At 68.4% G+C, this 22,096-nt stretch carries 20 protein-coding genes; 10 read left to right on the plus strand and 10 right to left on the minus strand.

Annotated features, from left to right (window positions below):
- The first annotated feature begins 30 nt into the window (after positions 1-30).
- Positions 31-660, plus strand: a complete 630-nt coding sequence (locus tag OG555_RS35780) for a TetR/AcrR family transcriptional regulator (RefSeq protein WP_329477316.1) — start codon at positions 31-33, stop codon at positions 658-660.
- Between the two features lie 70 nt (positions 661-730).
- A complete protein-coding gene (locus OG555_RS35785) occupies positions 731-2,026 on the plus strand; it encodes a hypothetical protein (RefSeq protein WP_329477318.1) in 1,296 nt (431 codons plus the stop codon).
- A 450-nt stretch (positions 2,027-2,476) separates the two neighbouring features.
- On the opposite strand, the gene OG555_RS35790 is transcribed toward OG555_RS35785, so the two are convergent.
- Both OG555_RS35790 and OG555_RS35795 read right to left on the minus strand, forming a co-directional pair.
- Entirely contained in the window at positions 2,477-3,223 is a 747-nt protein-coding gene (locus OG555_RS35790) for a Gfo/Idh/MocA family oxidoreductase (RefSeq protein WP_329477320.1), read from the minus strand.
- 172 nt (positions 3,224-3,395) lie between these two features.
- Complete coding sequence (locus OG555_RS35795; RefSeq protein ID WP_329477322.1) at positions 3,396-3,578, minus strand: hypothetical protein; 183 nt, start codon at positions 3,576-3,578, stop codon at positions 3,396-3,398.
- Between the two features lie 184 nt (positions 3,579-3,762).
- Between OG555_RS35795 and OG555_RS35800 the strand changes: the two genes are divergently transcribed.
- Positions 3,763-5,886: a Xaa-Pro dipeptidyl-peptidase gene (locus tag OG555_RS35800; protein WP_329477324.1), complete on the plus strand. Its 2,124-nt coding sequence runs from the start codon at positions 3,763-3,765 to the stop codon at positions 5,884-5,886.
- A 9-nt stretch (positions 5,887-5,895) separates the two neighbouring features.
- Here the strand turns inward: OG555_RS35800 and OG555_RS35805 are convergent, their stop codons facing one another.
- Positions 5,896-6,525: an HAD family hydrolase gene (locus OG555_RS35805; RefSeq protein ID WP_329477326.1), complete on the minus strand. Its 630-nt coding sequence runs from the start codon at positions 6,523-6,525 to the stop codon at positions 5,896-5,898.
- Positions 6,525-8,609, minus strand: coding sequence for a DNA gyrase/topoisomerase IV subunit B (locus tag OG555_RS35810; RefSeq protein WP_329477328.1), 2,085 nt, complete (start codon positions 8,607-8,609; stop codon positions 6,525-6,527). Before OG555_RS35810 ends, OG555_RS35805 begins: the two co-directional genes overlap by 1 nt.
- Positions 8,610-9,035: 426 nt before the next feature.
- Between OG555_RS35810 and OG555_RS35815 the strand changes: the two genes are divergently transcribed.
- Positions 9,036-9,266, plus strand: coding sequence for a DUF7455 domain-containing protein (locus tag OG555_RS35815; protein ID WP_329477330.1), 231 nt, complete (start codon positions 9,036-9,038; stop codon positions 9,264-9,266).
- Between the two features lie 91 nt (positions 9,267-9,357).
- Here the strand turns inward: OG555_RS35815 and yczR are convergent, their stop codons facing one another.
- Positions 9,358-10,833: an aminotransferase-like domain-containing protein gene (gene yczR, locus OG555_RS35820; protein ID WP_329477332.1), complete on the minus strand. Its 1,476-nt coding sequence runs from the start codon at positions 10,831-10,833 to the stop codon at positions 9,358-9,360.
- Between the two features lie 87 nt (positions 10,834-10,920).
- Between yczR and OG555_RS35825 the strand changes: the two genes are divergently transcribed.
- Positions 10,921-11,547, plus strand: coding sequence for a LysE family translocator (locus OG555_RS35825; RefSeq protein ID WP_329477334.1), 627 nt, complete (start codon positions 10,921-10,923; stop codon positions 11,545-11,547).
- Here the strand turns inward: OG555_RS35825 and OG555_RS35830 are convergent.
- Positions 11,505-13,523: an amylo-alpha-1,6-glucosidase gene (locus OG555_RS35830; protein WP_329477336.1), complete on the minus strand. Its 2,019-nt coding sequence runs from the start codon at positions 13,521-13,523 to the stop codon at positions 11,505-11,507. The genes OG555_RS35825 and OG555_RS35830 overlap by 43 nt on opposite strands.
- A 41-nt stretch (positions 13,524-13,564) precedes the next feature.
- Here OG555_RS35830 and OG555_RS35835 point away from each other — a divergent pair, with 41 nt between their 5' ends.
- The 4 genes from OG555_RS35835 (at position 13,565) to OG555_RS35850 (ending at position 16,997) form a co-directional block, all read left to right on the plus strand.
- Positions 13,565-14,050, plus strand: a complete 486-nt coding sequence (locus tag OG555_RS35835; protein WP_329477338.1) for a DUF456 domain-containing protein — start codon at positions 13,565-13,567, stop codon at positions 14,048-14,050.
- Positions 14,051-14,160: 110 nt separating this feature from the next.
- A complete protein-coding gene (locus OG555_RS35840; RefSeq protein ID WP_329477340.1) occupies positions 14,161-14,694 on the plus strand; it encodes a hypothetical protein in 534 nt (177 codons plus the stop codon).
- 66 nt (positions 14,695-14,760) lie between these two features.
- A complete protein-coding gene (locus OG555_RS35845; protein ID WP_328520914.1) occupies positions 14,761-15,462 on the plus strand; it encodes a response regulator transcription factor in 702 nt (233 codons plus the stop codon).
- Positions 15,462-16,997: a sensor histidine kinase gene (locus OG555_RS35850; RefSeq protein WP_329477342.1), complete on the plus strand. Its 1,536-nt coding sequence runs from the start codon at positions 15,462-15,464 to the stop codon at positions 16,995-16,997. Before OG555_RS35845 ends, OG555_RS35850 begins: the two co-directional genes overlap by 1 nt.
- Here the strand turns inward: OG555_RS35850 and ppk2 are convergent.
- Positions 16,972-17,880, minus strand: a complete 909-nt coding sequence (gene ppk2, locus OG555_RS35855) for a polyphosphate kinase 2 (RefSeq protein ID WP_329477344.1) — start codon at positions 17,878-17,880, stop codon at positions 16,972-16,974. The genes OG555_RS35850 and ppk2 overlap by 26 nt on opposite strands.
- 68 nt (positions 17,881-17,948) lie before the next feature.
- Between ppk2 and OG555_RS35860 the strand changes: the two genes are divergently transcribed.
- Positions 17,949-18,758 (plus strand): phosphotransferase, encoded by an 810-nt coding sequence (locus tag OG555_RS35860; RefSeq protein WP_329477346.1) that lies wholly within the window; start codon positions 17,949-17,951, stop codon positions 18,756-18,758.
- Positions 18,759-18,977: 219 nt separating this feature from the next.
- On the opposite strand, the gene OG555_RS35865 is transcribed toward OG555_RS35860, so the two are convergent.
- Genes OG555_RS35865 through OG555_RS35875 form a run of 3 tightly spaced genes read right to left on the minus strand, consistent with a single transcriptional unit; the run spans position 18,978 to position 22,013 of the window.
- On the minus strand, positions 18,978-20,033 hold the full coding sequence (locus OG555_RS35865; protein ID WP_329477348.1) for a Gfo/Idh/MocA family protein: 1,056 nt from the start codon (positions 20,031-20,033) through the stop codon (positions 18,978-18,980).
- 1 nt (position 20,034) lies between these two features.
- Positions 20,035-20,877 carry a sugar phosphate isomerase/epimerase family protein gene (locus tag OG555_RS35870; RefSeq protein WP_329477350.1) on the minus strand — a complete coding sequence of 281 codons (843 nt, stop codon included), beginning with the start codon at positions 20,875-20,877 and terminating at the stop codon, positions 20,035-20,037.
- Positions 20,874-22,013 carry an ROK family transcriptional regulator gene (locus OG555_RS35875; RefSeq protein WP_329477351.1) on the minus strand — a complete coding sequence of 380 codons (1,140 nt, stop codon included), beginning with the start codon at positions 22,011-22,013 and terminating at the stop codon, positions 20,874-20,876. Before OG555_RS35875 ends, OG555_RS35870 begins: the two co-directional genes overlap by 4 nt.
- Between the last annotated feature and the right edge of the window lie 83 nt (positions 22,014-22,096).

Consider the following 22,096-nt stretch of genomic DNA (forward strand, 5'->3'; position numbering starts at 1 on the left):
AGCGAACGAATCTAGAGATAGACTCTAGTCATGACTGTTGTCAAGCGGCCCAACCGCCGAGCGGAGAAGGCGCAGGAGACCCGGCGGCGCATCATCGAGGCCGCGAGGGAGCTGTTCGTCGCCGACGGGTACGGCGCGACCAACCTGCAGGACGTGGCCGACCGGGCCGGCGTCGCGGTGCAGACGATCTACTTCACCTTCGGCAACAAACGGGCTCTCCTGAAAGAGCTGGTCGATGTGACGATCGCCGGCGACAGCGAACCGGTCGCCACGATGGACCGCCCGTGGTTCACCGACGCGGTCGCCGCCGCCACCGCCGGGGAGATGCTGGCCGCGTACGTCCCCGGCTCGAGCGCCGTCCTCGCCCGGGTGTCCCCGATCATGCGGGTCCTCGAAGCGGCCGTCGCGAACGACCCCGAGGTCGCCGCGCTCTGGCCCCAGGACGAGGACCTGCGGTACGTCGTCCAGCGCGCAGCCGCGGACGCCCTCGTCACCAAGCCCGGCGCTCGCGATGGACTGACGGCCGACGAAGCCGCCGATCTCCTCTACGGCATCCTGAGCCCCGAGCTCTACCTCCTCTTCACCCGAGACCGAGCCTGGCCCCACGACCGCTGGCTCACCTGGGCCACCCAAACCCTCCACACCCAACTCTGCGCGTGACGGCCAGATGATCACCCGGGGTTGTTCGGAATCTCTCGGAACTCGCGCCGGGATCTGGTAGACACCACGTATGAGACTCCGCCCCAGCTCATTTTCGCGTTCCCTGCTCGTCGGCGCCCTCGCCCTCACGACAGTCCTGTCCGGCGCTCCGACGGTCCACGCCATCCCGCCTGTCACCGGATGCCTCGACCAGTCCGCTACCGGAACGGTCGAGGAGCAACGTCTCGACAACGGCGTCGCCGGCGGTCCATCGGTCCCGGCCGAGATCCTTCGCCGCTCCGGCTTCGACCGCCAGGTCGCCCTGTTCACCCGCCTGCTCTGCTCGATCCCGAACCGCCAAGCCGCTGCGGCCCTCGTGCACGCGCAAGGCGAAGCCCTCTGGCGTACGGCGACCCACCGAGCCCAGCAGACGCCGAACGGATCGGACGCGTTACCCGCCACCGACGACCGCGGCCTGTACTGGGCCCGCCTCTCGATGGCGCTCGCATTGAGACAATGGCACCCCCGGTTCGGCCTCGGTACGACGGAACGCGCCGGACTGATCCGATCCCTCGAGTACACCTCGCGCGGCATCACCAGCACCCGGTTCGCGCCCGGCGTACGGAAGATCCTGGTGACCGGCTTCGACCCGTTCACGCTCGATGCGGACATCCGGATCGGCAACCCGTCCGGGGCGAACGCGCTCACGCTGGACGGGCAGCGCTGGACGATCAACGGCACGACGTACGAGATCCAGACCGTCGTGTTCCCGGTCCGCTACACCGACTTCGACGAGAACATGGTCGAGAACGCACTCGCACCGCACTACCGCCCCGGCCCACAGCACGCGGACCTGGTCATGACGGCCAGCCAGGGGCGCGTCGGAATCTTCGACCTCGAGGTGTTCAACGGCCGGCGTCGTTCGGTCAGCTCGATCGGCGACAACAACAGCCTCTGGGGCGGCGGCACGATCTCCGCTCCGATCGTCTCCCCCAGCATGCCGCCGGGACCCGAGTGGATCACGTCGAGTCTGCCGCTGGCGCGGATGTCGCAGGCCGACGTGACGCCGTTCCGCACGCGCGTCAACACGTCGGTGCTGGAGATCCCGGCCGGCCAGACCCAGCCGGTCCGTCAGCCGCTCGGCCCGACGCCCGGCTCGATCGCCGCGGAGGGCACCGGCGGCGGGTACCTCTCCAATGAGGTTGCCTACCGCAACACCTTGCAGCGCGACCTGCTCGACCCGTCGATGCCGGCCGGTCACCTGCACGTCCCCGTGCTGTCCTTCGACCCGGCCAACAAGACCGACATCACCGACCCGACGTACGAGGCCAACCGCGAGGCGATCGTCACCGGCGCCCACGCGATCCTCCGCGCAGCGCTCAGCTAGTACAGAAAGCCGGCTCTCGGACGGCGGGTGGGACCTGGGACAAGATGTCGGGACCTAGGACAGCTCACGAGGTGTCTCAGGTCCCGACACGGTGTCCGCGCCCCCGCCCGCCAAACGACGCCGCTCGCCCGGGACCGTTGCGGGTTCGGACCTGAGCCACTCACCCGGCCAAACCGGTTTCGGCCACAGCAGAGCTCGACCTTGTGCACCAGATCCGTACGCGGAGGGCCGGCGCCGTACGGATCTCGTGCACAAAGTGACCGACCCAGGCAGCCGGGCGGGGTAGCGAGGCGGCCGGGGGTGGCGACCAGCGATGAGGCTGACCAAGTGGCGTCCGCGGGAAGGGGTTGGTCCCCGCCGGTACTCGCGGAAACGACAGGACAGCCAGAAGACTATTCATCGCCACGCTCGGCACAGTTTTCTGATCAGGCAGGGCGTGGCGACGCACACTCAAAGAGCCAGTACGTCGGCCGTTCGAACAGGCAGTCCGGTCTCGAAGGAGCGGTTCGCCGCCAGCTCGGTCACCAGCGCCAGCGCGGCCTGCCGGGCATCAGCCACCTCGGCTCCCTCGGTCCGCGAGTCGTCGAGCAGCGCCGCGAGTACGCGGGCGTCGGCGCCACCATGGCCGGCGTGATCGTGCTCGACGGTGTGGTCAACAGGCGCTGACCGCAGCGGCCGCAGGGTGATGCTTGTCTGTCCGGCCGTCGGCGCGGCGAGGTCGCCATGTACCGCTCCCCTGGCCGACTCGACCCGCCGGTGTGGCAGGACAAATGTCGACTCTTCTACATGCAGCTCCAGCCGTCCCCGCGATCCGTTGAACATCACGCGGTAGCCCTCGGCCGGTGAGTACGCGGTCAGGTGATACGTCATGGTCGCCCCGGAGTCGTAGGCCACCAGCACCGCCATGTCGTCCTCGATCGACACCCCTGGCGCGAACACGTTGCGATCGCGGTAGTAGCCGTCCTCCGCTTCCGCGTCCAGGTACAGCTCACGCAAGGTCTGGTTGTCGGCCAGGTGCAGCGCGAACGGATCGTCCAGGGCGGCCCCGGATCCATGGGCACGGACGTAGTCCCGCGCGTACCCGTGCCGGCGCCCCGGACCGTAGAAGGCCAACTGTCCTTGTGCATCGACGATCCGGGGTTCGGCGCCGAGCCACCAGTTCACCAGATCGAAGTGGTGGCTGGCCTTGTGCACCATCAGGCCGCCCGAGTTCGCCTTGTCGCGATGCCACCGGAATGATCGTGTAGCCGTGCGGCAGGAACAACGTCGCCGACACCAGCCCGAGACAGAAGCCTCCGCCCGGGAAGCGTGTGCAGGCAAGTGCATATCCGGCGCAGGACGTGACGACTAAAGTGCTCACTACCGTGCCTCAGGTGATCAGTATTGTGTTCATGAAGGACCGGCCGAACGATGCCTCCCGCCGGGCGGCGCCGAGGCCATCCTCACCGGCCTGGCCGGGATCCGCCCGCACCCCGACGGATCCCTCACCATCCACCCTCACCCCGTTGCCGCGGGCAACATCAGCGTCCACGGCCTCAACTACCGTGGCCACACCGTCGACGTCACGATCACGACCGAGAACTGCCAGGTCTCCGTGGACGGCCGCCGGCTGTCACCCGGCCCGGACGGCACCATCCTCGCCGTACCTCCGCGGTCCTAGCTGTTGCGATTCGGGAGGTCCCGCCGCATGATTCAGAGGTTTGATCTGCCAGGCGAACGCTCGGAGAGGACCAGACATGAGAATCCGACTTCTGGCGAGCGCTGCCGCGACGACCGTTCTGGTGGTCGCGGCAGTTGCCAGTCCTGCCTCGGCACGACCCGCGACGACCGGTACTCCAGCGCCGGTGGCGCCGACCTTCGTCGACGGTCTTGCCCAGGCGGTCTTCTCCACCAACCCCACCGACTGGTACAGCGGTGAGGTCTGGGTCCAGGCGCCGTTCGACAGCGACCACGACGGCGAGCTCGACCGGATCCACACCGACTTCTCCGCGCCGCGCGAGGTGCTCACCGAGGGGCTGAAAGTACCGGTCGTCTTCGAGGACAGCCCGTACTACGCGGGTACGGCGGACGCGTACAGCAACTGGGCCGTCGATCACCCGCTCGGCTCGCCGCCCCTGCTCCGGCCGCGGGCGCCGTTCTGGACGGCCTTCGACACCAGCCCGGTGATCAGCACCAGCCTCGAGTCGACCTGGGTGCCGCGCGGATTCGCCGTCGTCCATGCGGAGTCACCAGGCACCGGCCACTCCGACGGTTGCCCGACGTCGGGCGGCAGGAACGAGACGCTGGCCGGCAAGGCGGTGATCGACTGGCTCAACGGTCGCGCCCGGGCGTACACGTCCAGGGACGGCTCGACCCGGGCCGTGGCCGGCTGGACCACCGGCAAGGTCGGCATGATCGGCACGTCGTACAACGGCACCCTGCCGGAGGCTGTCGCGACGACCGGGGTGGACGGCCTGAAGGCGATCGTACCGATCTCGGCGATCTCCGACTGGTACGACTACTACCGGGCGAACGGCATGGTGCGGGCACCGCATTCGTCATCCAACCCGTCCGGCAACAACAATGCCTTCCAGGGCGAGGACCTGGACGTGCTGGCCGACGTCGTGTACTCGCGGCTCGACGAGACCGGCGAACGGAAGATCTGCCAGCCGGTGATCGACGACCTCGAGCACCACATCGATCGCGCCACCGGGAACCGTAGCGGCTTCTGGCAGGAGCGCAACTACATGAAGGACGTGCGCAACGTCCACGCCGCAACCTTGCTTGCCCATGGCAATAACGACTTCAACGTCATGACGAAGAACGCGGCGCAGTTCTACGCGGCGCTCAAGAAGCAGCACGTGCCGCATATGTTCTACTTCCACCAGGGTGGCCACGGCGGCCCACCGCCGGACGTGCTGGTGAACTACTGGTTCACGCGGTACCTGTACGGCGTACCCAACGGAGTCGAGCGGCTGCCACGGTCGTGGGTCGTCCGCGAGGCAGCCTCCTGTCCACCTCGCCAGACCGCTGTCAGCGGAGACCAGTCGAACACGGCAACGCTGGCCGTGGCCGACACCACCCCGTTCCGGATCGGCTTCTCCCTCACCGTGCCGCAGACCAACGCCGACGGCACGATCACCACCACCACCCGGCTGATCGCGAGGATCCCTGACCCGACCCATCTGGTGCTGGCGTCAGCGGTGGCTACCGCGACCGGTCAGAAGGTGGCCGATGGCGCGACCGTCAGCTTGCAATGCAGCAACGCCAACCCGACCCCGTACGCCGAGTGGCCGGATCCCGCCTCGGGTCAGGCCGGTCTCCACCTCACGCCGGGAGCCCCGGCACGCGGTGGCCTGACCTTCGCTCCGACCGCGGCCGGCACCGCGACGGAGACGCTCACCGATGACGCGTCGATCGCCGCCGTCACGTCGGCGAACGCTGCCACTTCGGACGTGCGGCTGGTCTACCAGACGCCGCCGCTCACCAAGCCCGTCCGCATCAGTGGTACGCCGTCGGCCGCGCTGCAGATCGCCTTCAGCGCGTCGAAAGCGAACCTGACCGTGGCGCTGGTCAGCTACCCACCGACCGGCAACGGCACGATCCTCACGCGTGGCTGGATGGACCCGGCCAACCGTCTCTCCGACTGGGCCGACGCTCCCGTCCAGCCGGGCAAGCTGTACCGGATGAACGTCGACCTGCAGCCGAAGGACACCGTCGTACCGGCTGGGAACAGGCTCGCGCTGATGGTCGTGTCGAGCGACCGCGACTTCACGATCCGGCCTCCCGCCGGCACGCGGCTGACCCTCGACCTTGCCCACAGCTCACTGGTGATCCCGGTGGTCGGCGGCCCGGAAGCGCTGGTCGACGCCCTGAGCTAACCCCTGGATTCAGCTGGCGAGAATGATGGGGAATACGCCCTGGACCGAATTCAGGTCGTGGTCCGCGATCGGCGTCGGCGCGTCGTGGCGGTGGCCGATCCGGATGGTGCTCAGGTTGGCGTTGATCCCGCCGGCGATGTCGTACGACGGATGGTCCCCCACCATCCACCCATCGACCAGGGTCGCCCCCGCGCCTTCGGCTGCGATCGCGAAGATCCGCGCGTCGGGCTTCCGCACGCCGGCTGCCTCCGAGATGCAGCAGTAGTCGACCGCTTCGGCGATCCCGGTGTGCTCGAGCTTGCGGCTCTGCTGGACCACGCCGCCGTTCGTGACCACGGCAACCCGCCAACCCGCCGTACGCAAGGAAGCGAGCCCGTCGAGCACCGGCTGGTCGACCCAGGTGAACGACGGATGCTCCCGGTCGTACTCGTCGACGGAGACAGCAACCCCGAAGCGTTCGCGGAATCCGGCGAACAACTGCGGCCGCGGCGTGAACCCACCGTTGTCATGGGCAACCAACCAGTCGACCGCGTCCGCCCCGAGCCCCGCGCGACCGACCCACCACCGAGCCCACGCCAGAAACGCCCCGTCCCGATCAATCAACGTGTTGTCGAGATCGAAGCACGCCAACCGGGGCATCAGACGTCGATGCGGTTCTCGTCCAGGTCGTAGGCGCCTTGGACGATGAATTCCTTGCGGGGGGCGACGTCGTTGCCCATCAGGAGGTCGAAGACGTTCGCGGCGGCCTCGCCGTCGTCGACGGTGATCCGGCGCAGCGTGCGGTGCCGCGGGTCCATCGTGGTCTCGGCCAACTGGTCGGCGTCCATCTCACCGAGGCCCTTGTAGCGCTGCGGTGGCTCCTTCCAGCGGACGCCCTTCTTCATCAGCTCGGCCGTCTTCCGCTGGTACTCCGCGTCGCTGTAGGTGTAGAGGTACTTCTCCTGGCCCTTCTTCGGGTTCGTCAGCTCGAACCGGTGCAGCGGCGGTACGGCGGTGTAGACGCGACCGGCGTCGACCAGCGGCCGCATGTACCGGAAGAAGAGCGTCGCCAGCAGGCAGCGGATGTGGGCGCCGTCGGAGTCGGCGTCGGCCATGAAGATGATCTTGCCGTAGCGGACCTGCTCGAGGTCGAACGTCCGGCCCGACCCGGCGCCGACCACCTGGATGATCGACGCGCACTCGGCGTTCTTCAGCATGTCGCCGACCGACGCCTTCTGCACGTTCAGGATCTTGCCCCGGATCGGCAGCAGCGCCTGGAACTCCGAGCTCCGCGCGAGCTTCGCCGTACCCAGAGCCGAATCACCCTCGACGATGAACAGCTCGGAGCGGTCGACATCGTTGCTGCGGCAGTCGGCCAGCTTGGCCGGCAGCGCCGACGACTCCAGTGCGGTCTTCCGCCGCTGCAGCTCGCGGTGCTGACGAGCCGCCACCCGCGTGCGGGACGCGGCGACGACCTTCTCCAGCACCGCGCGCGCCTGCGCCTTCTGGGCAGCCTTGTTCGAGGTGAGGAACGCCTCCAGCTCGCTCTGCACGACCTTCGCCACGATCCGCGACGCGGCCGGCGTGCCGAGCACCTCCTTGGTCTGGCCGTCGAACTGCGGCTCGGCCAGCCGGACCGTCACCACCGAGGTCAGGCCTTCGAGGACGTCGTCCTTGATGATCTCCTCGCCGCTCTTCAGCAGGCGGGTCCCGTCGAGTGCGTTCGTGAAGCTCTTCGACAGCGCGCGCTCGAAGCCGGCCACGTGGGTGCCGCCCTTGGGCGTGGCCACGATGTTCACGAACGAGCGGACCTCGGTCTCGTACCCGTCGCCCCAGCGGACCGCGATGTCGACCTCCAGATCGCGCTCGACGTCGGTCGGCGTCATGTGCCCGGCGTCGTCGAGCATCGGCACGGTCTCGGTGAAGTGACCGGTGCCGGTCAGCCGGACCACCTCGGTCACCTTCTGGTCGGTGGCGAGGAACTCGCAGAACTCACTGATCCCGCCGTCGTGCTTGAAGGTCTCCTCGGTGATCTCGTCGCCGCGCTCGTCCCGGATCACCAGCTCGAGCCCCGGCACCAGGAACGACGTCTGCCGCGCCCGGGTGACCAGCTCGTCGTAGTTGAAGGTCGCGTCGCGGGTGAAGACCTGCCGGTCGGCCCAGTACCGGATCCGGGTGCCGGTGACGCCCTTCTTCGCCCGGCCGGCCTTGCGCAGACCCTTGGCCGGCGTGAACGGCGCGTTCGCGCCCTCGCCGTCGAACTCACCGGCGGCACCGCGCCGGAACGACGTGGTCCAGATCACGCCACCGCGGTCGACCTCGACGTCCAGCCGCGCGGACAGCGCGTTCACCACCGAGGCGCCGACACCGTGCAGACCACCCGAGGCGTTGTAGCTCCCGCCGCCGAACTTGCCGCCGGCGTGCAGCTTGGTGAACACGACCTCGACGCCGCTGAGCTTGGTCTTCGGCTCGATGTCGACCGGGATGCCGCGGGCGCGGTCACGGACCTCGACGGACCCGTCCTTGTAGAGCACCACGTCGATCCGCTCGCCGTGCCCGGCCAGGGCCTCGTCGACGGCGTTGTCGATGATCTCCCACAGACAGTGCATCAGGCCGCGGCTGTCGGTGGACCCGATGTACATGCCGGGGCGCTTCCGGACGGCCTCGAGACCTTCGAGGACGAGCAGGTTGCGGGCGTTGTACGTCGGGTCGAGCTCGGTACTGCGAGGCGTCGGGGCGGCCACTTGGCTCCTTCACTGGTTCACAATCCACCTGCACACGTCCGGGACCGGATCGGCTCCGAACGCATGCTGACAGCCTATGCGGCCACACCCCCAAATCGTGGCAGGCAGGGCTGTGCGTGGACGGTGATGGGTACTGGAGATACGTGCTGCGGCAGGTATCGATCTGGACTCGATCCGGGAGTGGTGTTCGACACTCCGATCTTCAGCGCACTGTGACCGCACCATGGCGCACAGTGAGAGAAGACACGCCCGATACCCGCCGGAAACAACAATTCGACCCTCCCCGAAACGATTCCTCGTCAAGATGCGTCATACGGGAACAGGTGGTTCGTCTCACATACGGACACGTTGCCCCACCCGGGAAGCGATCCGTCTGTCAGGATGTTGGTATCTGGTGAGTACGGAACTAGATGAGATGAGGCCTCAATGACTACAGCACTCGCCCCGAGCTCGACCCTGTCGGCTGCGGACCGTTGTGATCGCTGCGGCGCGCAGGCCTACGTTCGTGTCACCTTGACCAGCGGTGGGGAGCTTCTGTTCTGCGCCCACCACGGCCGGGAGCACGCGGAGAAGCTGCGCAATATCGCGATCACGATCCACGACGAGACGGGACGGCTCGAAGCGACCCCGACCATCGCCACGGACGAGGATCGGTAAGGACCTGACTTCCTAAACGCGCCAACGGCGGCGCCAAAGTCATACAGGCTTCGATGGCGGTCACCCGCAAGGGTGGCCGCCATCCTTCCGTTCACACGACAGGTACGGCGGGAGCCGGGCCGTGCCGGCGGAGTTCGTGCCAGGCCCGGGCCAGCCGGGCGACCGCATCATCAAGCACTTGCTCGGAGTAGGCGAACGGCACCCGGAGATAGTCGTCGTGCTCGCCGGTCGGATCCATCGCATGACCCGCCACCACCTCGACACCGTGCCGCAGTGCGACCTGGGCGAACACCCGGGCGTCGGTCTCTGGCAGCCGGATCCAGAGCGCGGACCCACCGACCGGTGGAGACCATTCCCAGTCGGGCAGTCGCTCCGTCAGCAACTGCCCCATCAGCTTCTTCCGCGCAGTCGACACCCGCGCTCGCTGCGCGGTCAGTTCGGTCAGCCGCGGCAGCAGCCGAGCCGTGAGTGCCTGATCGATCACCGGACTCCCGAGGTCAGCCAGCGCCTTGTGTCGTGCCAGCCGTTCCGCGAGCGGTCGTGACGCACGGATCCACCCGATCCGCAGTCCGCCCCAGACCGCCTTCGACACCGACCCGATCGTCAGCACCTCGGCCCCGTCCGGCGCGTAAGCAGCCAACGGTGGCGGGATCGACGGTCCGGCCGGATCCCAGGCCGAATACGCGTTGTCCTCCACCACCACAACGCCGTACTTGGCCGCCAGTTCGGCGACCTGCCGTCGCCGGTTCGCTGACATCAGCCGACCGGTCGGATTGTGGAACGTCGGCATCACGAACAGCATCGCCGGCTGATGCTCGGCGAACGCTGCCGTCAGCAGGTCCGGCCGGATGCCGGCGTCATCCAGCGGTACGCCGACCACCCGCCCGCCGGCCGCGCCGAACAGGTCGAAGCACCCGGGCCAGCTGGGCTGCTCGATCACCACCGTGGCCCCGGTGCGCAGATACATCTGCGTCACCAGAGCGATCGCCTGGTGTGCACCCGTGGTGACCACCACCTCGTCGGCCTCGGTCGGCAACCCCGACGACGTGAAGTGCTCGGCGATCCGCTCCCGCAGCACCGACAGCCCGCGCGGGTGGTAGCCGACGTCGTCGAGCAACGCTGGGAGGTCGCCGGACGCCAGGTCGATCAATTCCTCGGCGAGTTCGGGCAATCCCGGGTCGACGGCGTACGTGAGCGAGATGACCTCTCCTGGGCCGACCGCGATCCGATGGAACAACGACTCGCCGTACCCGGCCGGCACCTGCTTGTCCGCTCGTGAACGACCACGCCCCGCCGCCCGTGCGACGGTCGTACCGCTGCCGCGCCGGCTCTCGACGAGCCCGCGGGCACGGAGTTCGTCGTACGCCGCGACGACCGTGGAGCGACTGATCGCGAGGGACTCGGCGAGCCGGCGTTCGGCCGGGAGGCGGGCGCCGACCGGGAGCTCGGCCGAGCCGATCAGGGCCGCGATCGCGTCGGCCAATCGCCGGTACAAGCCGCCGGCGCGGCCGGTCAGCCGGTGACCGATCAGGTCGGCCAAAGCGGCTGGGTCTCCGGAACGGTCCACTTCTCCCCTTATTGGCTCGGGTGGACTGCTTCTCGCGCCGCCAGGCTAGTACCGGCAACCAGTCCAGTTCGAGTGGAAGGCGGGATCATGGGGATCGGGCAGCTGTTGGGGTTCGCCGGTGCGACGGTGGTGCTGGTCGGCATGCCCGGGCCCAACAACCTCTACATCTCGCTGCGCAGCCTGACCCAGGGACGCCGCGCCGGGGTCGTCTCCGCGCTGGCGATCGAGACCGGCACGCTCGTCTACATCGTCGTCACCGCGCTCGGCCTTGCGGCGCTCGTGCAGGCCTCCCCCGCGTTGTTCACCGCGATCACCGTCTCCGGCGCGCTGTACCTCGCCTATCTCGGGCTCAAGCTCGTCAAGGTCCGCGCGACCGAGCACTCCGGTGGCGTCCCGGCGGCACCCCTCGGCCGCGTCTTCCGCGACGGCGTCCTGGTGAACCTGCTCAACCCCAAGGCCGCGCTGTTCTTCCTGGCGTTCCTTCCGCAGTTCACCACCCGCGACGCCGGACCCGACCAGCTCCGCAGGGAGATGTTGCTGCTCGGCGCCGGCGCGATGCTGATCGGTCTGGCACTGGACCTCTGCTACGCCGTCGGCGCGGACGCGATCGGCCGGCGCTTCCGCTCGGTCCGTACCACGAACCGCGGCCGCAACCTGGTCGTTGCCACGATCTACTTCGCGCTGTCGGCATTCGCCCTCATCAGCGTGTTCTGAGGCGCTTCCAGCACGGTCAGGACGCCGTCGTCGACGCGCACGGACAGTACTTCGTCACCGAGCCGAAGCCCTCTGACCTCGAGTGCATTCCACGGCGCCTCAGCCGGGTTCACGATCAGCGTCTCACCAGGAACATCCGGCTCGATGCCCAGTGCCGCAACCACCGCCGCGACGACCGATGCGGCGGCCCACGCCTGCGGCCGGCAGGACAACGGGTACGGCGTCGGCGTGTTCTCCTCGTCCGTACCGCGACCGCCGTACAACTCGGGCAACCGATAGCCGAAGGCTTCCGCGGCACGAATCAGACCGTCCACGTACGACGAAGCCACCGCCCCGTGACCTGATGCGTACAGGCCCTGGATCGTCATCGCGGTGTCGTGCGGCCAGACACTGCCGGTGTGATAGCCGAGCGGGTTGAACCGAGTCATTGCCGTGGACAACGTTCTCAACCCGAAGCCGCTGTTCAGTTCCGCGCCGGCCAGGACGTCGGCGACCGCCTGCTCCTCGTCCGCATCGAGCAGACCGGTGCCGAGCAGATGACCCATGTTCGACGCGCGCCCGACGACCGGGTCCTTGGCGCCGTCGAGCGCGATCGCCGGGTAACCGTCGACCCAGAACGCGGAGCGGAACCGCTCCTGCAGAGCGGCCGCCCACTGCCGCCATTCGTCGCCGGATTCACCGTGCGCTTCGAGGAGCTCGGCTCCCCTGACCGCCGCGGCGTACGCATAGCCCTGCACCTCGCACAGCGCGATGGGTGCGGTGGCGAGCGTGCCGTCCGGCCATTGCACCGCGTCGGCGGAGTCCTTCCAACCCTGGTTGGCCAGTCCGTGGCCGGACTCGTCGACATACTCGAGGAAGCCGTCGCCGTCAGGATCGGCGTAGTCCTTCATCCAACCGAGTGCGCGGCGCAGGTTCGGTAGCAGGTCGCTGACCTCTTTGGCCGGCATGCCCCAGCGCCAAGCCTTGTGGAGGGTGGTGATCCAGAGTTGGGTCGCGTCATGCGTTCCGTAGTACGCCGCGGGCAGGACGAGACCGCCGCCGTGGTCGGCGACCTCGGCGCGGAGCTCGTGCGGGATCTTGCCGGGTTGCTCGGCGGAGTCCGGGTCGACCTTGGTGCCTTGCCAGGCGGCGAGCGCTCGCAGGGTTCCGGCGGCTAGTCCTGGGTCGACCGGGATCAGCATGCCGGACGAGATCAGCGAGTCGCGGCCGAAGAGCGTGAGATACCACGGCGGGCCGGCGCCGAGATAGCGATCGGCGCCGACGGCCAACTGCAGCGCGAGCACGTCGTCGAGTGAGCGCTGCAGCCAACGCTCGACCCGCTTGTCGTCACAGCTCAGGCCGACGCCGTACGGCGCTCTGTCCGCGGGCGGCTCGATCGAGAAGCCGGTGGTCGATGTCGGGAAGTCAGCCCTGACGCGCAGGGTGATAGTGAACTCCTCCCCCGGCTCGAGCCGGGGCATGGTGGCGACTCCGGGATCGGCACTCACGCTCACCCGGGTCCCAGCCTTCTCCCAGTGCAGCCAACCCGACTCCCCCGCCCTGGTCGGCAGTGGCGTCAGGTCGGGCAGCTCGGCGGCCGCTCCGCTCCGGACCGCGGCCGTCCCGGCGAGATCGGTGCCCAGGGCAACATCCAGCCGGCACGCGATCGCCGCGCGGGAACGGTTCACCAGTGTGATCCGCTCGGTCAGGCCCTCGCTGTCCACCTCCCGGGTGCGGTACAGCATCACGGTCGGATCGTGCCGGGTGTCACCGAGTCCTTCGACCATCGCGACGTACTCGTGGGCCGCCGCGGAGCGCTCGACGGCGTGCACCGGGATCGGCTCCCGGCCGTCGATCGTGACCCTGAGCCGGGACAGGATGCGCCGGTCGCGGGCGTACACCCCCTCGGCGCCGGAGCCGGTGAGCTGCCCGGATCGTGGCGACAGGACCACCCAGGGAGCAGCGAGTGCGGTGACCAGTTCGTGCAGCTGGGACATGGCTCCACCCTAAAGGGCTGCTTTTGCGGCAGAGTGTCGGTGTGGAAACTGGTGTGACCCTCCTGGTCGGCGTCGCGATCTTCGTCGGGATCGTGGGGATCGTCGTGCCGATCCTGCCCGGGGCCCTCCTGAGTCTGGCGGCGATCCTGGTCTGGGCGATCCTGACGCACAGCGCGACCGGCTGGATCGTGTTCGCGATCACCGGGGCCTTGATCGGTGCGAGTCAGGTGGTGAAGTACGTCGTACCGGAGCGACGGCTCCGGGAAGCCGGAGTGCCCCGCCGGTCCATGCTCGTCGGCGTCCTGCTCGGGATCGTCGGGTTCTTCGTGATCCCGGTGGTCGGCATGTTCGTCGGCTTCCCGATCGGTGTCTACCTGTCCGAGGTCCAGCGGCAGCGCACGCACGCCGGCGCGTGGACGTCGACCAAGCATGCGCTGCGGCAGACCGGGGTGTCGATCCTGATCGAGCTCATCGGCACGTCGCTGGCTGCGGCGGTCTGGCTGGCCGCCGTACTCTTCGTCGTCTGAATTGCCAGGGTTTTCTCAGCCGCACCGGAGCCCCGTCTCAGTTCGGCGGTGCAGCGTGGGAAGACCAAGTGGCAGGTCAGCCTGGCACGCAGTTCGGAAGGCAGAGCAGGATGAAGCTATCAGAGAAGCGGTGGCGGATCCTCGGCACGGTCGCCGCGGTCGCCGTGACCACCACCGCAGGCGGGGTGGCCTGGGCCGCGACCAACGCGGACCCCACGCCGTCCCCCTCGGCGTCGCCGTCGACACCGTCCACGCCGAACCAGCAGCAGCCCGGCGGACCGGGCAAGGGCGGGTTCGGGCATCGCGGCGAGTTCGGTGACGGTGGGGCGCTGCACGGCGAGTTCGTGGTCCCGAAGGACGGCGGCGGCTATCAGACCATCGCCACCCAGCAGGGTGACGTGACCGCGGTCAGCACGGACTCGATCACCGTGAAGAGTGCGGACGGGTACAGCCGCACCTACACCGTCGCGGCGGAGACCCTGGTGAACTCGGCCCGCGACGGCATCGCCTCGATCAAGACCGGCAGCAAGGTGTCGGTCAGTGCCGTGGTGGCGAACAACACCGCGACCGCGACCACGATCAACGACGGCACCGCCCGCGACGCGGCGGGTCAGAAATGGGGGTTCAAGCACGGGCCGCGCTGACAACTCACAGCTGATTGCCAGGAACCCTCCAGGGTTCACACGGGTACCAGCGGCAGACTGTGGGGCATGAGTCCGCATCTGCTGGTGGTCGACGACGAGCCGAACATCGTCGAGTTGCTGTCCGCGAGTCTGCGTTTCGCCGGGTACGACGTGACCACGGCGACCCACGGCGCCGAGGCGCTGCGGAAGGCTCGTGAGGTGGAGCCCGACCTGGTCGTCCTCGACGTGATGATGCCGGGCCTGGACGGATTCGAAGTGGTCCGCAGGCTGCGCGGTGAGGACAGGCATGTGCCGGTGCTGTTCCTCACCGCCCGTGACGCGGTCGAGGACAAGGTCCTCGGCCTACACACCGGTGGCGACGACTACGTCACCAAGCCGTTCAGTCTGGACGAGTTGGTCGCCCGGGTGCGGGCACTCCTGCGCCGGTCGGGTCACCGCGAGCAGACCACCACCGAGGCCGCCGTACTGCGCTATGCCGATCTGGAACTGAACGAGGACAGCTACGAGGTGTTCAAGGGTGGTCAGGCGGTCCAGCTCTCGCTGACCGAGTTCAAGCTGCTGCGCTGCCTGCTGGAGAACGCCGAGCGGGTGATGTCCAAGGGCCAGATCCTGTCCGCGGTCTGGAACTACGACTTCGCCGGAGACGCCGGCGTGGTCGAGTCGTACATGTCCTACCTGCGCCGTAAGGTCGACACCGGCGACCAGAAGCTGCTCCACACCGTCCGCGGGGTCGGGTATGTCCTGCGCACCCCGCGAGGCCCCAACTGATGCAACTGACCCACCGGCGCTTCGCGGACCGGTACCCCCTGCGCGTCACCATCGTCGTCGTCCTGCTGACGTTGGTGGCGCTTGCTCTTGCCGCCTCCGGCGTGGTGGCGACCACGATCATGCGCGGCTACCTCGTCGACCGTGTCGACGCGCAGTTGCACCAGACCGTGATGCAAGTCCAGCGGATCCCGCCGGACCGGCGCCCGCAGCCACCCGGCACCGGCGAGCTGGGCCGTCGTCCACTGCCGAGTGAGTTCGTCGTCCAGTTCAACGACTCCGAAGGCACCAGCGACGGCGGTCCGATCGGTGCCCGGCTGGCCGAGACCGAGCCGCTGCCGAAGCTGCCGACGCTGAATCTCAACCAGGTGCGGGCGCTCGACGGGAAGTCCTTCAACGTCGACGCCGTCTCCGGCGGCGCGACGTGGCGAGTCGTCGCCATCCCGCTGGACAATGGCTCGGGCTCGGTGATGGTCGCGCAGAGCCTGAAGGACATCGACCACACGATCCAGCGCCTGGTCGGCATCCAGGCGGCCGCCGGCATCATCCTCCTGGTGTTGCTGGCCGGCATCGGGACCTACGTCGTACGGCGAAGCCTGCGCGGACTCGAGGACGTCGAGCACACCGCGGTCGCGATCGCCGGCGGCGACCTGAGCCAGCGGGTGCCGCAGCGGGATCCCAGGACCGAGGTCGGCCGGTTGTCGCTCGCGCTCAACCAGATGCTCGGGCAGATCGAGACCGCGTTCGCGCAGCGGACCGCGTCCGAACTGGCCGCCCGGCACTCCGAGGAGACCGCCCGGGAGTCCGAGGAGGCCGCGCGACAGTCGGAGGAAGCGGCCCGCCAGTCGGAGGACCGGATGCGGCGGTTCGTGGCGGACGCGTCCCACGAATTGCGGACGCCGTTGACCTCGATCCGTGGCTTCGCGGAGCTTTCCCGGCAGCGCGGTGACACCACGGATCCGGACACGATGCGGCGGATCGAGGACGAGGCCAAGCGGATGGGCCTGCTCGTCGACGACCTGCTACTGCTCGCGCGGCTCGATCAACAGCGGCCACTGAAGATGGAATCGGTGGATCTGCTGCCGATCGCCGCCGACGCGCTGCACAACGCCCAGGCCGTGCAGCCGGGGCGCAACATCTCGCTCAAGATCCTGCAGGACTCCGAAGCGCCGGTGGTCGAGGGCGACGAGGCTCGCCTGCGTCAGGTGCTCGGGAACCTGGTCAGCAACGCGCTCCACCACACCCCGCTCGAGGCCCCGATCACTGTCTCCGTCGGCACCCGCGGGGACGAGGCGATCCTCGAGGTCAGCGACACCGGCCCGGGCCTGAGCGATGAGCAGAAGGCCAAGGTCTTCGAGCGCTTCTACCGCGCCGACTCGGCCCGCACCCGCACCACCGGCGGCTCCGGACTAGGCCTCTCCATCGTCGCCGCCCTGGTCGCCGCCCACCGCGGCCGCGTCACCGTCACCGACTCCACCCCGAGCGGCGCCACCTTCACCGTCCACCTGCCGCTCACAGAGGCGGGAAGGCGCGGGTAGCGGACTCGCCGTGCTCGAGGACCTGGGCGGCCGGGCCGAGGATCTTCGGGTCCGGGCTGCCGACCAGTTCGACGTCCTTGTCGGTGTAGTCGTAGCGGCTGAGCACGTGCCGCATGGCCTCGAGCCGGGCGCGCTTCTTGTCGTTGCTCTTCACCACGGTCCAGGGCGCGTGCAGCGTGTCCGTGTAGTGGAACATCGCCTCCTTGGCCTCGGTGTAGTCGGCCCACTTGTCCAGCGACGCGAGGTCGGTCGGCGACAACTTCCACTGCCGCACCGGGTCGATCTGCCGGATCGTGAAGCGGGTCTGCTGCTCGGCCTGCGACACCGAGAACCACAGCTTGATCAGCAGGATGCCCGAGCGCACCAGCATCCGCTCGAACTCCGGCGCCTGCCGCAGGAACTCCTCGTACTGGTCGTTCGTGCAGAACCCCATCACCCGCTCGACACAGGCCCGGTTGTACCAGGACCGGTCGAACAGCACCATCTCCTTCGCGGCCGGCAGTTGCTCGACGTACCGCTGGAAGTACCACTGGGTCTGCTCGCGCTCGGTGGGCTTCTCCAGCGCGACGATGCTCGCGCCGCGCGGGTTCAGGTGCTCCATGAAGCGCTTGATCGTGCCGCCCTTACCGGCCGCGTCGCGCCCCTCGAACACGATCACCAGCCGCTGCCCCGACCGCTTCACCCAGTACTGCAGCTTGAGCAACTCGATCTGCAGCAGCCGCTTGTCCCGGTCGTAGATCTCGCGCGGCAGCCGTTCGCCGTACGGATAGCCCTCGCGCCAGGTGTCGACCGGCGTACCGTCGGCACGCAACAGCACCGGATCGTCGTCCTCATCGTCGAGGACACGGAAGCCAAGCTCTTGGACCAGATCAGGGGTGCTCATGTCTCAAGAGTCTGCGCCGCCAGTGTCATCCAGGTAAACAGGTCGTTCCTCCGGCAGAATGAGCCACTGTGATCGACGAAGGTGACGAAGTTCCCCTGCTCGGCGGCGACGTGACCGAAGGACTGGTCCGGGTCGGCGACACGGTACGACGACCGCCCGGTGAGCGCGCCGAGCTCGTCAGGGATGTGCTGCTGCACCTCGAGTCGGTCGGGTTCGAGGGTGCACCGCGATTCCTCGGAGTCGACTCCGCCGGCCGTCACGCGCTGTCCTACATCGAGGGCGAGGTGGCCGGCCGCCCGTGGCCGGTCTGGATCGCCGACGAGGACCGGATGCTCTCGGTCACCCGGCTGGTCCGCGCGTACGACGACGCGGTCGAAGGGTTCGGGATCCCGACGGATCTCCCGCCGCCGATCGAGCCGCCGGGGCTTCCGGACCTCGCCGATCCAGCGGAGCTCGTGGGGCATCAGGACATCACCCCGGAGAACGTCGTCTTCCGCGACGGCCGCGCGTACGCCTTGATCGACTTCGACCTCGCGCGGCCGGTCAGCCGTGCCCGCGAGGTCGTCAACCTGATGCTGTGGTGGGCGCCGTTCGGCGCGGACGCCGATCTCGACCCGGCCATGCGCGGACTGGACCGCGCCCGGCGGTGCCGGCTGATCGCTGATGCCTACGACCTGTCCCTGGCGGACCGCAAGCGGTTGATCGGCCTGGCCATCGGACTGGGTGAGCGGGGCTGGCACCTGATGAAGTACCGCGCGGAGACCCTCGGCGGCGGATGGCAGCGGATGTGGAGTGAGGGAGTCGGCGACACGATCAAGCATCGCCAGGTCTGGCTCGAGAAGAACGCCGACTCCCTCACCGCTGCCCTGATCAGCTGATATTGAACGGTGATCAAGTCCTGCACATCGTTCAAGGGCCGGCATGAACTAACTCGGCCCGAACCTGCTGCGCGTCTTCGGACGAGCTGCTCGGCCTCTACCTGACCGCCGGCTTCGAACCGGCCGAAGCCGACCACGCCTCCAAGACAGTGCTCGGATACGTGATCGGCAACGCCTCGACCGAGGCCGCCACGACCACCCGACGGAAGCCGGACCCGGTCACCGAGTGATCTTCACCTCGGATCCGATCCGGGCGGACTCGTAGATCGCCGACAGGATGCGCGCCATCTCGAGGCCTTGCTCCGCCGTCGCGTCGGCCGGGATCTCCCGGCGGCAGATCTTCAGGAAGTTGTCGATCTGGTTGGCGAACCCGACCGCGAAGTCGAACCCGAGCGAGTCGATCTGCGGCTGGACGTGCAACAGGGTGTCGTGCCGCTCGGTGACCATCAGCAGCTCCGGCTCGATCTCCGCGCCGCCCTTGTCGCCGTGGATCTTCACACTCGTCGAGTTCCGCGCGTGCAGCGAGTACGACGTGTCCACGTCGAGAACCGCCCCGTTCTCGAAGCGGACCTGCGCCGTCGCGTAGTCCTCGACGTTGTTGACCCGCGTCTCGGACGCGGCCCGGTACCGGGTCAGGTGCTGGATGTTGTCCCGGGCACCGAGTGGCGAGAACGTCGCCCCCGACACCGAGACCGGGGTCGGCATGCCCATCAGGTACCAGCACAGGTCGATGATGTGCACACCCAGGTCGATCAGCGGGCCGCCACCGGAGATGTCGACGTCGCCGAACCATCCACCGGGGTTGCCGGCGGCCCGGATGATCGTGGCCCGCGCGGCGTAGATGTCGCCGAACTCGCCCTCGTCCAGGAAACGCTTCGTGACCAGGGCATTCGGGGCGAAGCGCCGTACGTAGCCGATCTGCAGGGCCTGACCGGTCTCCTGCGTCGCCCGGACCAGCGACTCCGCCTCGGCGACCGTCACGGACATCGGCTTCTCGACCAGCACGTCCTTGCCGGCCCGCAGCGCCGCTTCCGCGATCTTGGCGTGCAGAAGGTTCGGCACGCAGATGCTGACGGCGTCGACACCGGGGTCGGCCAGGACCTCGTCGACGACATCGGTTGCCCGCGGTACGCCGAACTCGTCGGCTCGGGCCTTCGCTCGCGTCCGGTCGATGTCACAGACGGCCACCAGCTCGGCCTGCGGGTTCTTCTGGTACGAGATCAGGTGCTGGGTCGCGATGGCGCCCACACCGATGACAGCAATTCGGGTCGTCATGTCAGGCAGCTCCCGCCAGTCGGAGGATGTTGTTGAGCGAGCGCTCGATGGCGTCCGGAGTCGACTCCAGACCCTCGAACTCGAGGCTCACCGGTACGTCGGGCTTGGTGGCGACCAGGGCGAGCAGGCCCGCCAGGTCGAGATCTCCGTGCCCCGAGATCGTGCCGAGCAGGTAGTCCCCGGCCAGCGTCCTGAGCCAGCCGTCGCCCGCCGACCGGCGGATGTGGAAGTCCTTCACGCCCACGGAGGCCGCGAGGTCGATCAGTCCGGCGGCGGTCTTGCCGGGCACCTCGCCGACGCACAGGCCGTTGCCGAGGTCGAGCGTGACCCGGAAGTTCGGGCGGTCCACGGCGTACACGAGCCGGGCCAGCCGATCGCTGCCGTTCATGAAGAAGCCGTGGTTCTCGATCGTCGAGACGATGCCCAGTTCCGCGGCATGGTCGGCGACGGCACGGCAACCTTCCACGACCCGCTCGAACGTCGACTCGAACTCCCCCGGGTCCTGTTCACGCCATGCCCACGGGGCGACGTCGTGCCGGAAGACGCGAGCGCCGAAACGGTGCGCGACATCCAGTTGCCGGCGGAGGCGGTCGATCTCCTTGTCCTCCGCCGTCCGCAGGTCGCCGCTGACGAGGTAGTTCACGATCGGTACGCCGACATCGTCGGAGTGCTTGGCCGCGTCGCGGACGACGCCGTCGTTCTCCAGGTAGTACTCGCCGTCCATCGCGGCGATCTCCAGATGCCCGGCAGGTGATGACGCGACCCAATCCAGGACCCCGATCAGGTCCATCTCGCCGCTGTTCATGAGCCCTCGGAAGCAGTACGAGCTGACTCCTAGCTTCACGTGCTGGTCCTCTCCACGTCGTGAGTGATCCGGCTCCACGGACTCGGGTAGCCGTGAATCCCATAGATGTCTGAACTGAACTGGTCGAACGCGGTGCCGACCGCCCCGAGCACCACGGCCTCACGCCCCAGGGCCGAGGCGACGAACGGTGGGCGCTCGGGGAAGAGCAACTCCTTCTCGACCGCGGCCTCGAGCGGACGAAGCAGCGCGTCACTGTCCTGCGCCAGCCAGCCCCGCACGACCACGACTTCTGGATCGACGACCAGCAACACGGTGGCGATCCGGCCGGCGATCTGCGCGCAGAAGTCCGCGATCTCCGCCTGGGCGGCCGCGTCGCCGGCGGCAGCCGCGCTCAGCACCGCTTCGCCGCTCGGGTGAGAGGTCCAGATCAACTGCCCGCGCTGCGCGTTCCGCGTCCAGCGCATGCCGCGCTGCGCTCCGAGCTCCCCGGCGAGCCGATGGCGTCCTTGCCGGATGACTCCGTTCAGGACGATCGACACGGACAGCCGATGACCTATCTGGAGGTAGACCACGTCGGAGTACCCGCGCCCCGCACCGCCGCGCTGCTCGGCGAGCGCCGCCAGCTTGATGTCGTTGTCGATGGCAACCGGAAGGCCCAGGTCCTGCGACACGGTCTCCACGATCGGGAGGCCGACCAGCTCGGGCAACGCGAGACTGGCGCGCAGGTGACCGTTCGCCTCGATCACACCGGGCAGCGCCAAGCCGACCGCACGAAGTCGTCCGGCGTCGACCGCGCCCTGCTCCGCCGCGGCGTCGATCGCGCGCTGGATCAGGGAGACACCGGCCCGCCGGTCCCGCTGCAGTTCGGTGTAGCCGACCCGGCGGCCGGACAGGTCACAGATGACGGCTCGAGCCCCGCGCGGGCCAAGATCGACGCCGGCCACCAGCCCTGTCTCCCGGGCGAACTGAAAGGCACGCGCGGGCCGGCCCGGACCCACGGTCGCCGGGTCCGTGGACACGACCAGACCGGCCTCGAGCAGATCGTCGAGGACGGCGTGCACCGTGGGTCGCGACAGTCCGGTCTCCGCGCTGATGACTCCGACCGTTTGCGCTTCGTCGGAATCGGCCAGGAAGCGCAGACAGGCGACTTGGTTCGCCGACCGTACGGGATCCATCGCCCTCCATCGCGTTTATGCAACCGGCTTTATTAAAGACGGTAGCAGAATGATGCGATGGATCGCAACAGATAGTTGCTCCA

Source organism: Kribbella sp. NBC_01484 (assembly GCF_036227145.1).
Lineage (GTDB): Bacteria > Actinomycetota > Actinomycetes > Propionibacteriales > Kribbellaceae > Kribbella.

Excerpts from the sequence above, each read along its gene's own strand:
- OG555_RS35780 (WP_329477316.1), top strand. The coding sequence starts at position 31 with ATGACTGTTGTCAAGCGGCCCAACCGCCGAGCGGAGAAGGCGCAGGAG.
- OG555_RS35785 (WP_329477318.1), top strand. The coding sequence starts at position 731 with ATGAGACTCCGCCCCAGCTCATTTTCGCGTTCCCTGCTCGTCGGCGCC.
- OG555_RS35790 (WP_329477320.1), bottom strand. The coding sequence starts at position 3,223 with ATGGTGCACAAGGCCAGCCACCACTTCGATCTGGTGAACTGGTGGCTC.
- OG555_RS35800 (WP_329477324.1), top strand. The coding sequence starts at position 3,763 with ATGAGAATCCGACTTCTGGCGAGCGCTGCCGCGACGACCGTTCTGGTG.
- OG555_RS35805 (WP_329477326.1), bottom strand. The coding sequence starts at position 6,525 with ATGCCCCGGTTGGCGTGCTTCGATCTCGACAACACGTTGATTGATCGG.
- OG555_RS35815 (WP_329477330.1), top strand. The coding sequence starts at position 9,036 with ATGACTACAGCACTCGCCCCGAGCTCGACCCTGTCGGCTGCGGACCGT.
- OG555_RS35825 (WP_329477334.1), top strand. The coding sequence starts at position 10,921 with ATGGGGATCGGGCAGCTGTTGGGGTTCGCCGGTGCGACGGTGGTGCTG.
- OG555_RS35830 (WP_329477336.1), bottom strand. The coding sequence starts at position 13,523 with ATGTCCCAGCTGCACGAACTGGTCACCGCACTCGCTGCTCCCTGGGTG.
- OG555_RS35840 (WP_329477340.1), top strand. The coding sequence starts at position 14,161 with ATGAAGCTATCAGAGAAGCGGTGGCGGATCCTCGGCACGGTCGCCGCG.
- OG555_RS35845 (WP_328520914.1), top strand. The coding sequence starts at position 14,761 with ATGAGTCCGCATCTGCTGGTGGTCGACGACGAGCCGAACATCGTCGAG.
- OG555_RS35850 (WP_329477342.1), top strand. The coding sequence starts at position 15,462 with ATGCAACTGACCCACCGGCGCTTCGCGGACCGGTACCCCCTGCGCGTC.
- ppk2 (WP_329477344.1), bottom strand. The coding sequence starts at position 17,880 with ATGAGCACCCCTGATCTGGTCCAAGAGCTTGGCTTCCGTGTCCTCGAC.
- OG555_RS35865 (WP_329477348.1), bottom strand. The coding sequence starts at position 20,033 with ATGACGACCCGAATTGCTGTCATCGGTGTGGGCGCCATCGCGACCCAG.
- OG555_RS35875 (WP_329477351.1), bottom strand. The coding sequence starts at position 22,013 with ATGGATCCCGTACGGTCGGCGAACCAAGTCGCCTGTCTGCGCTTCCTG.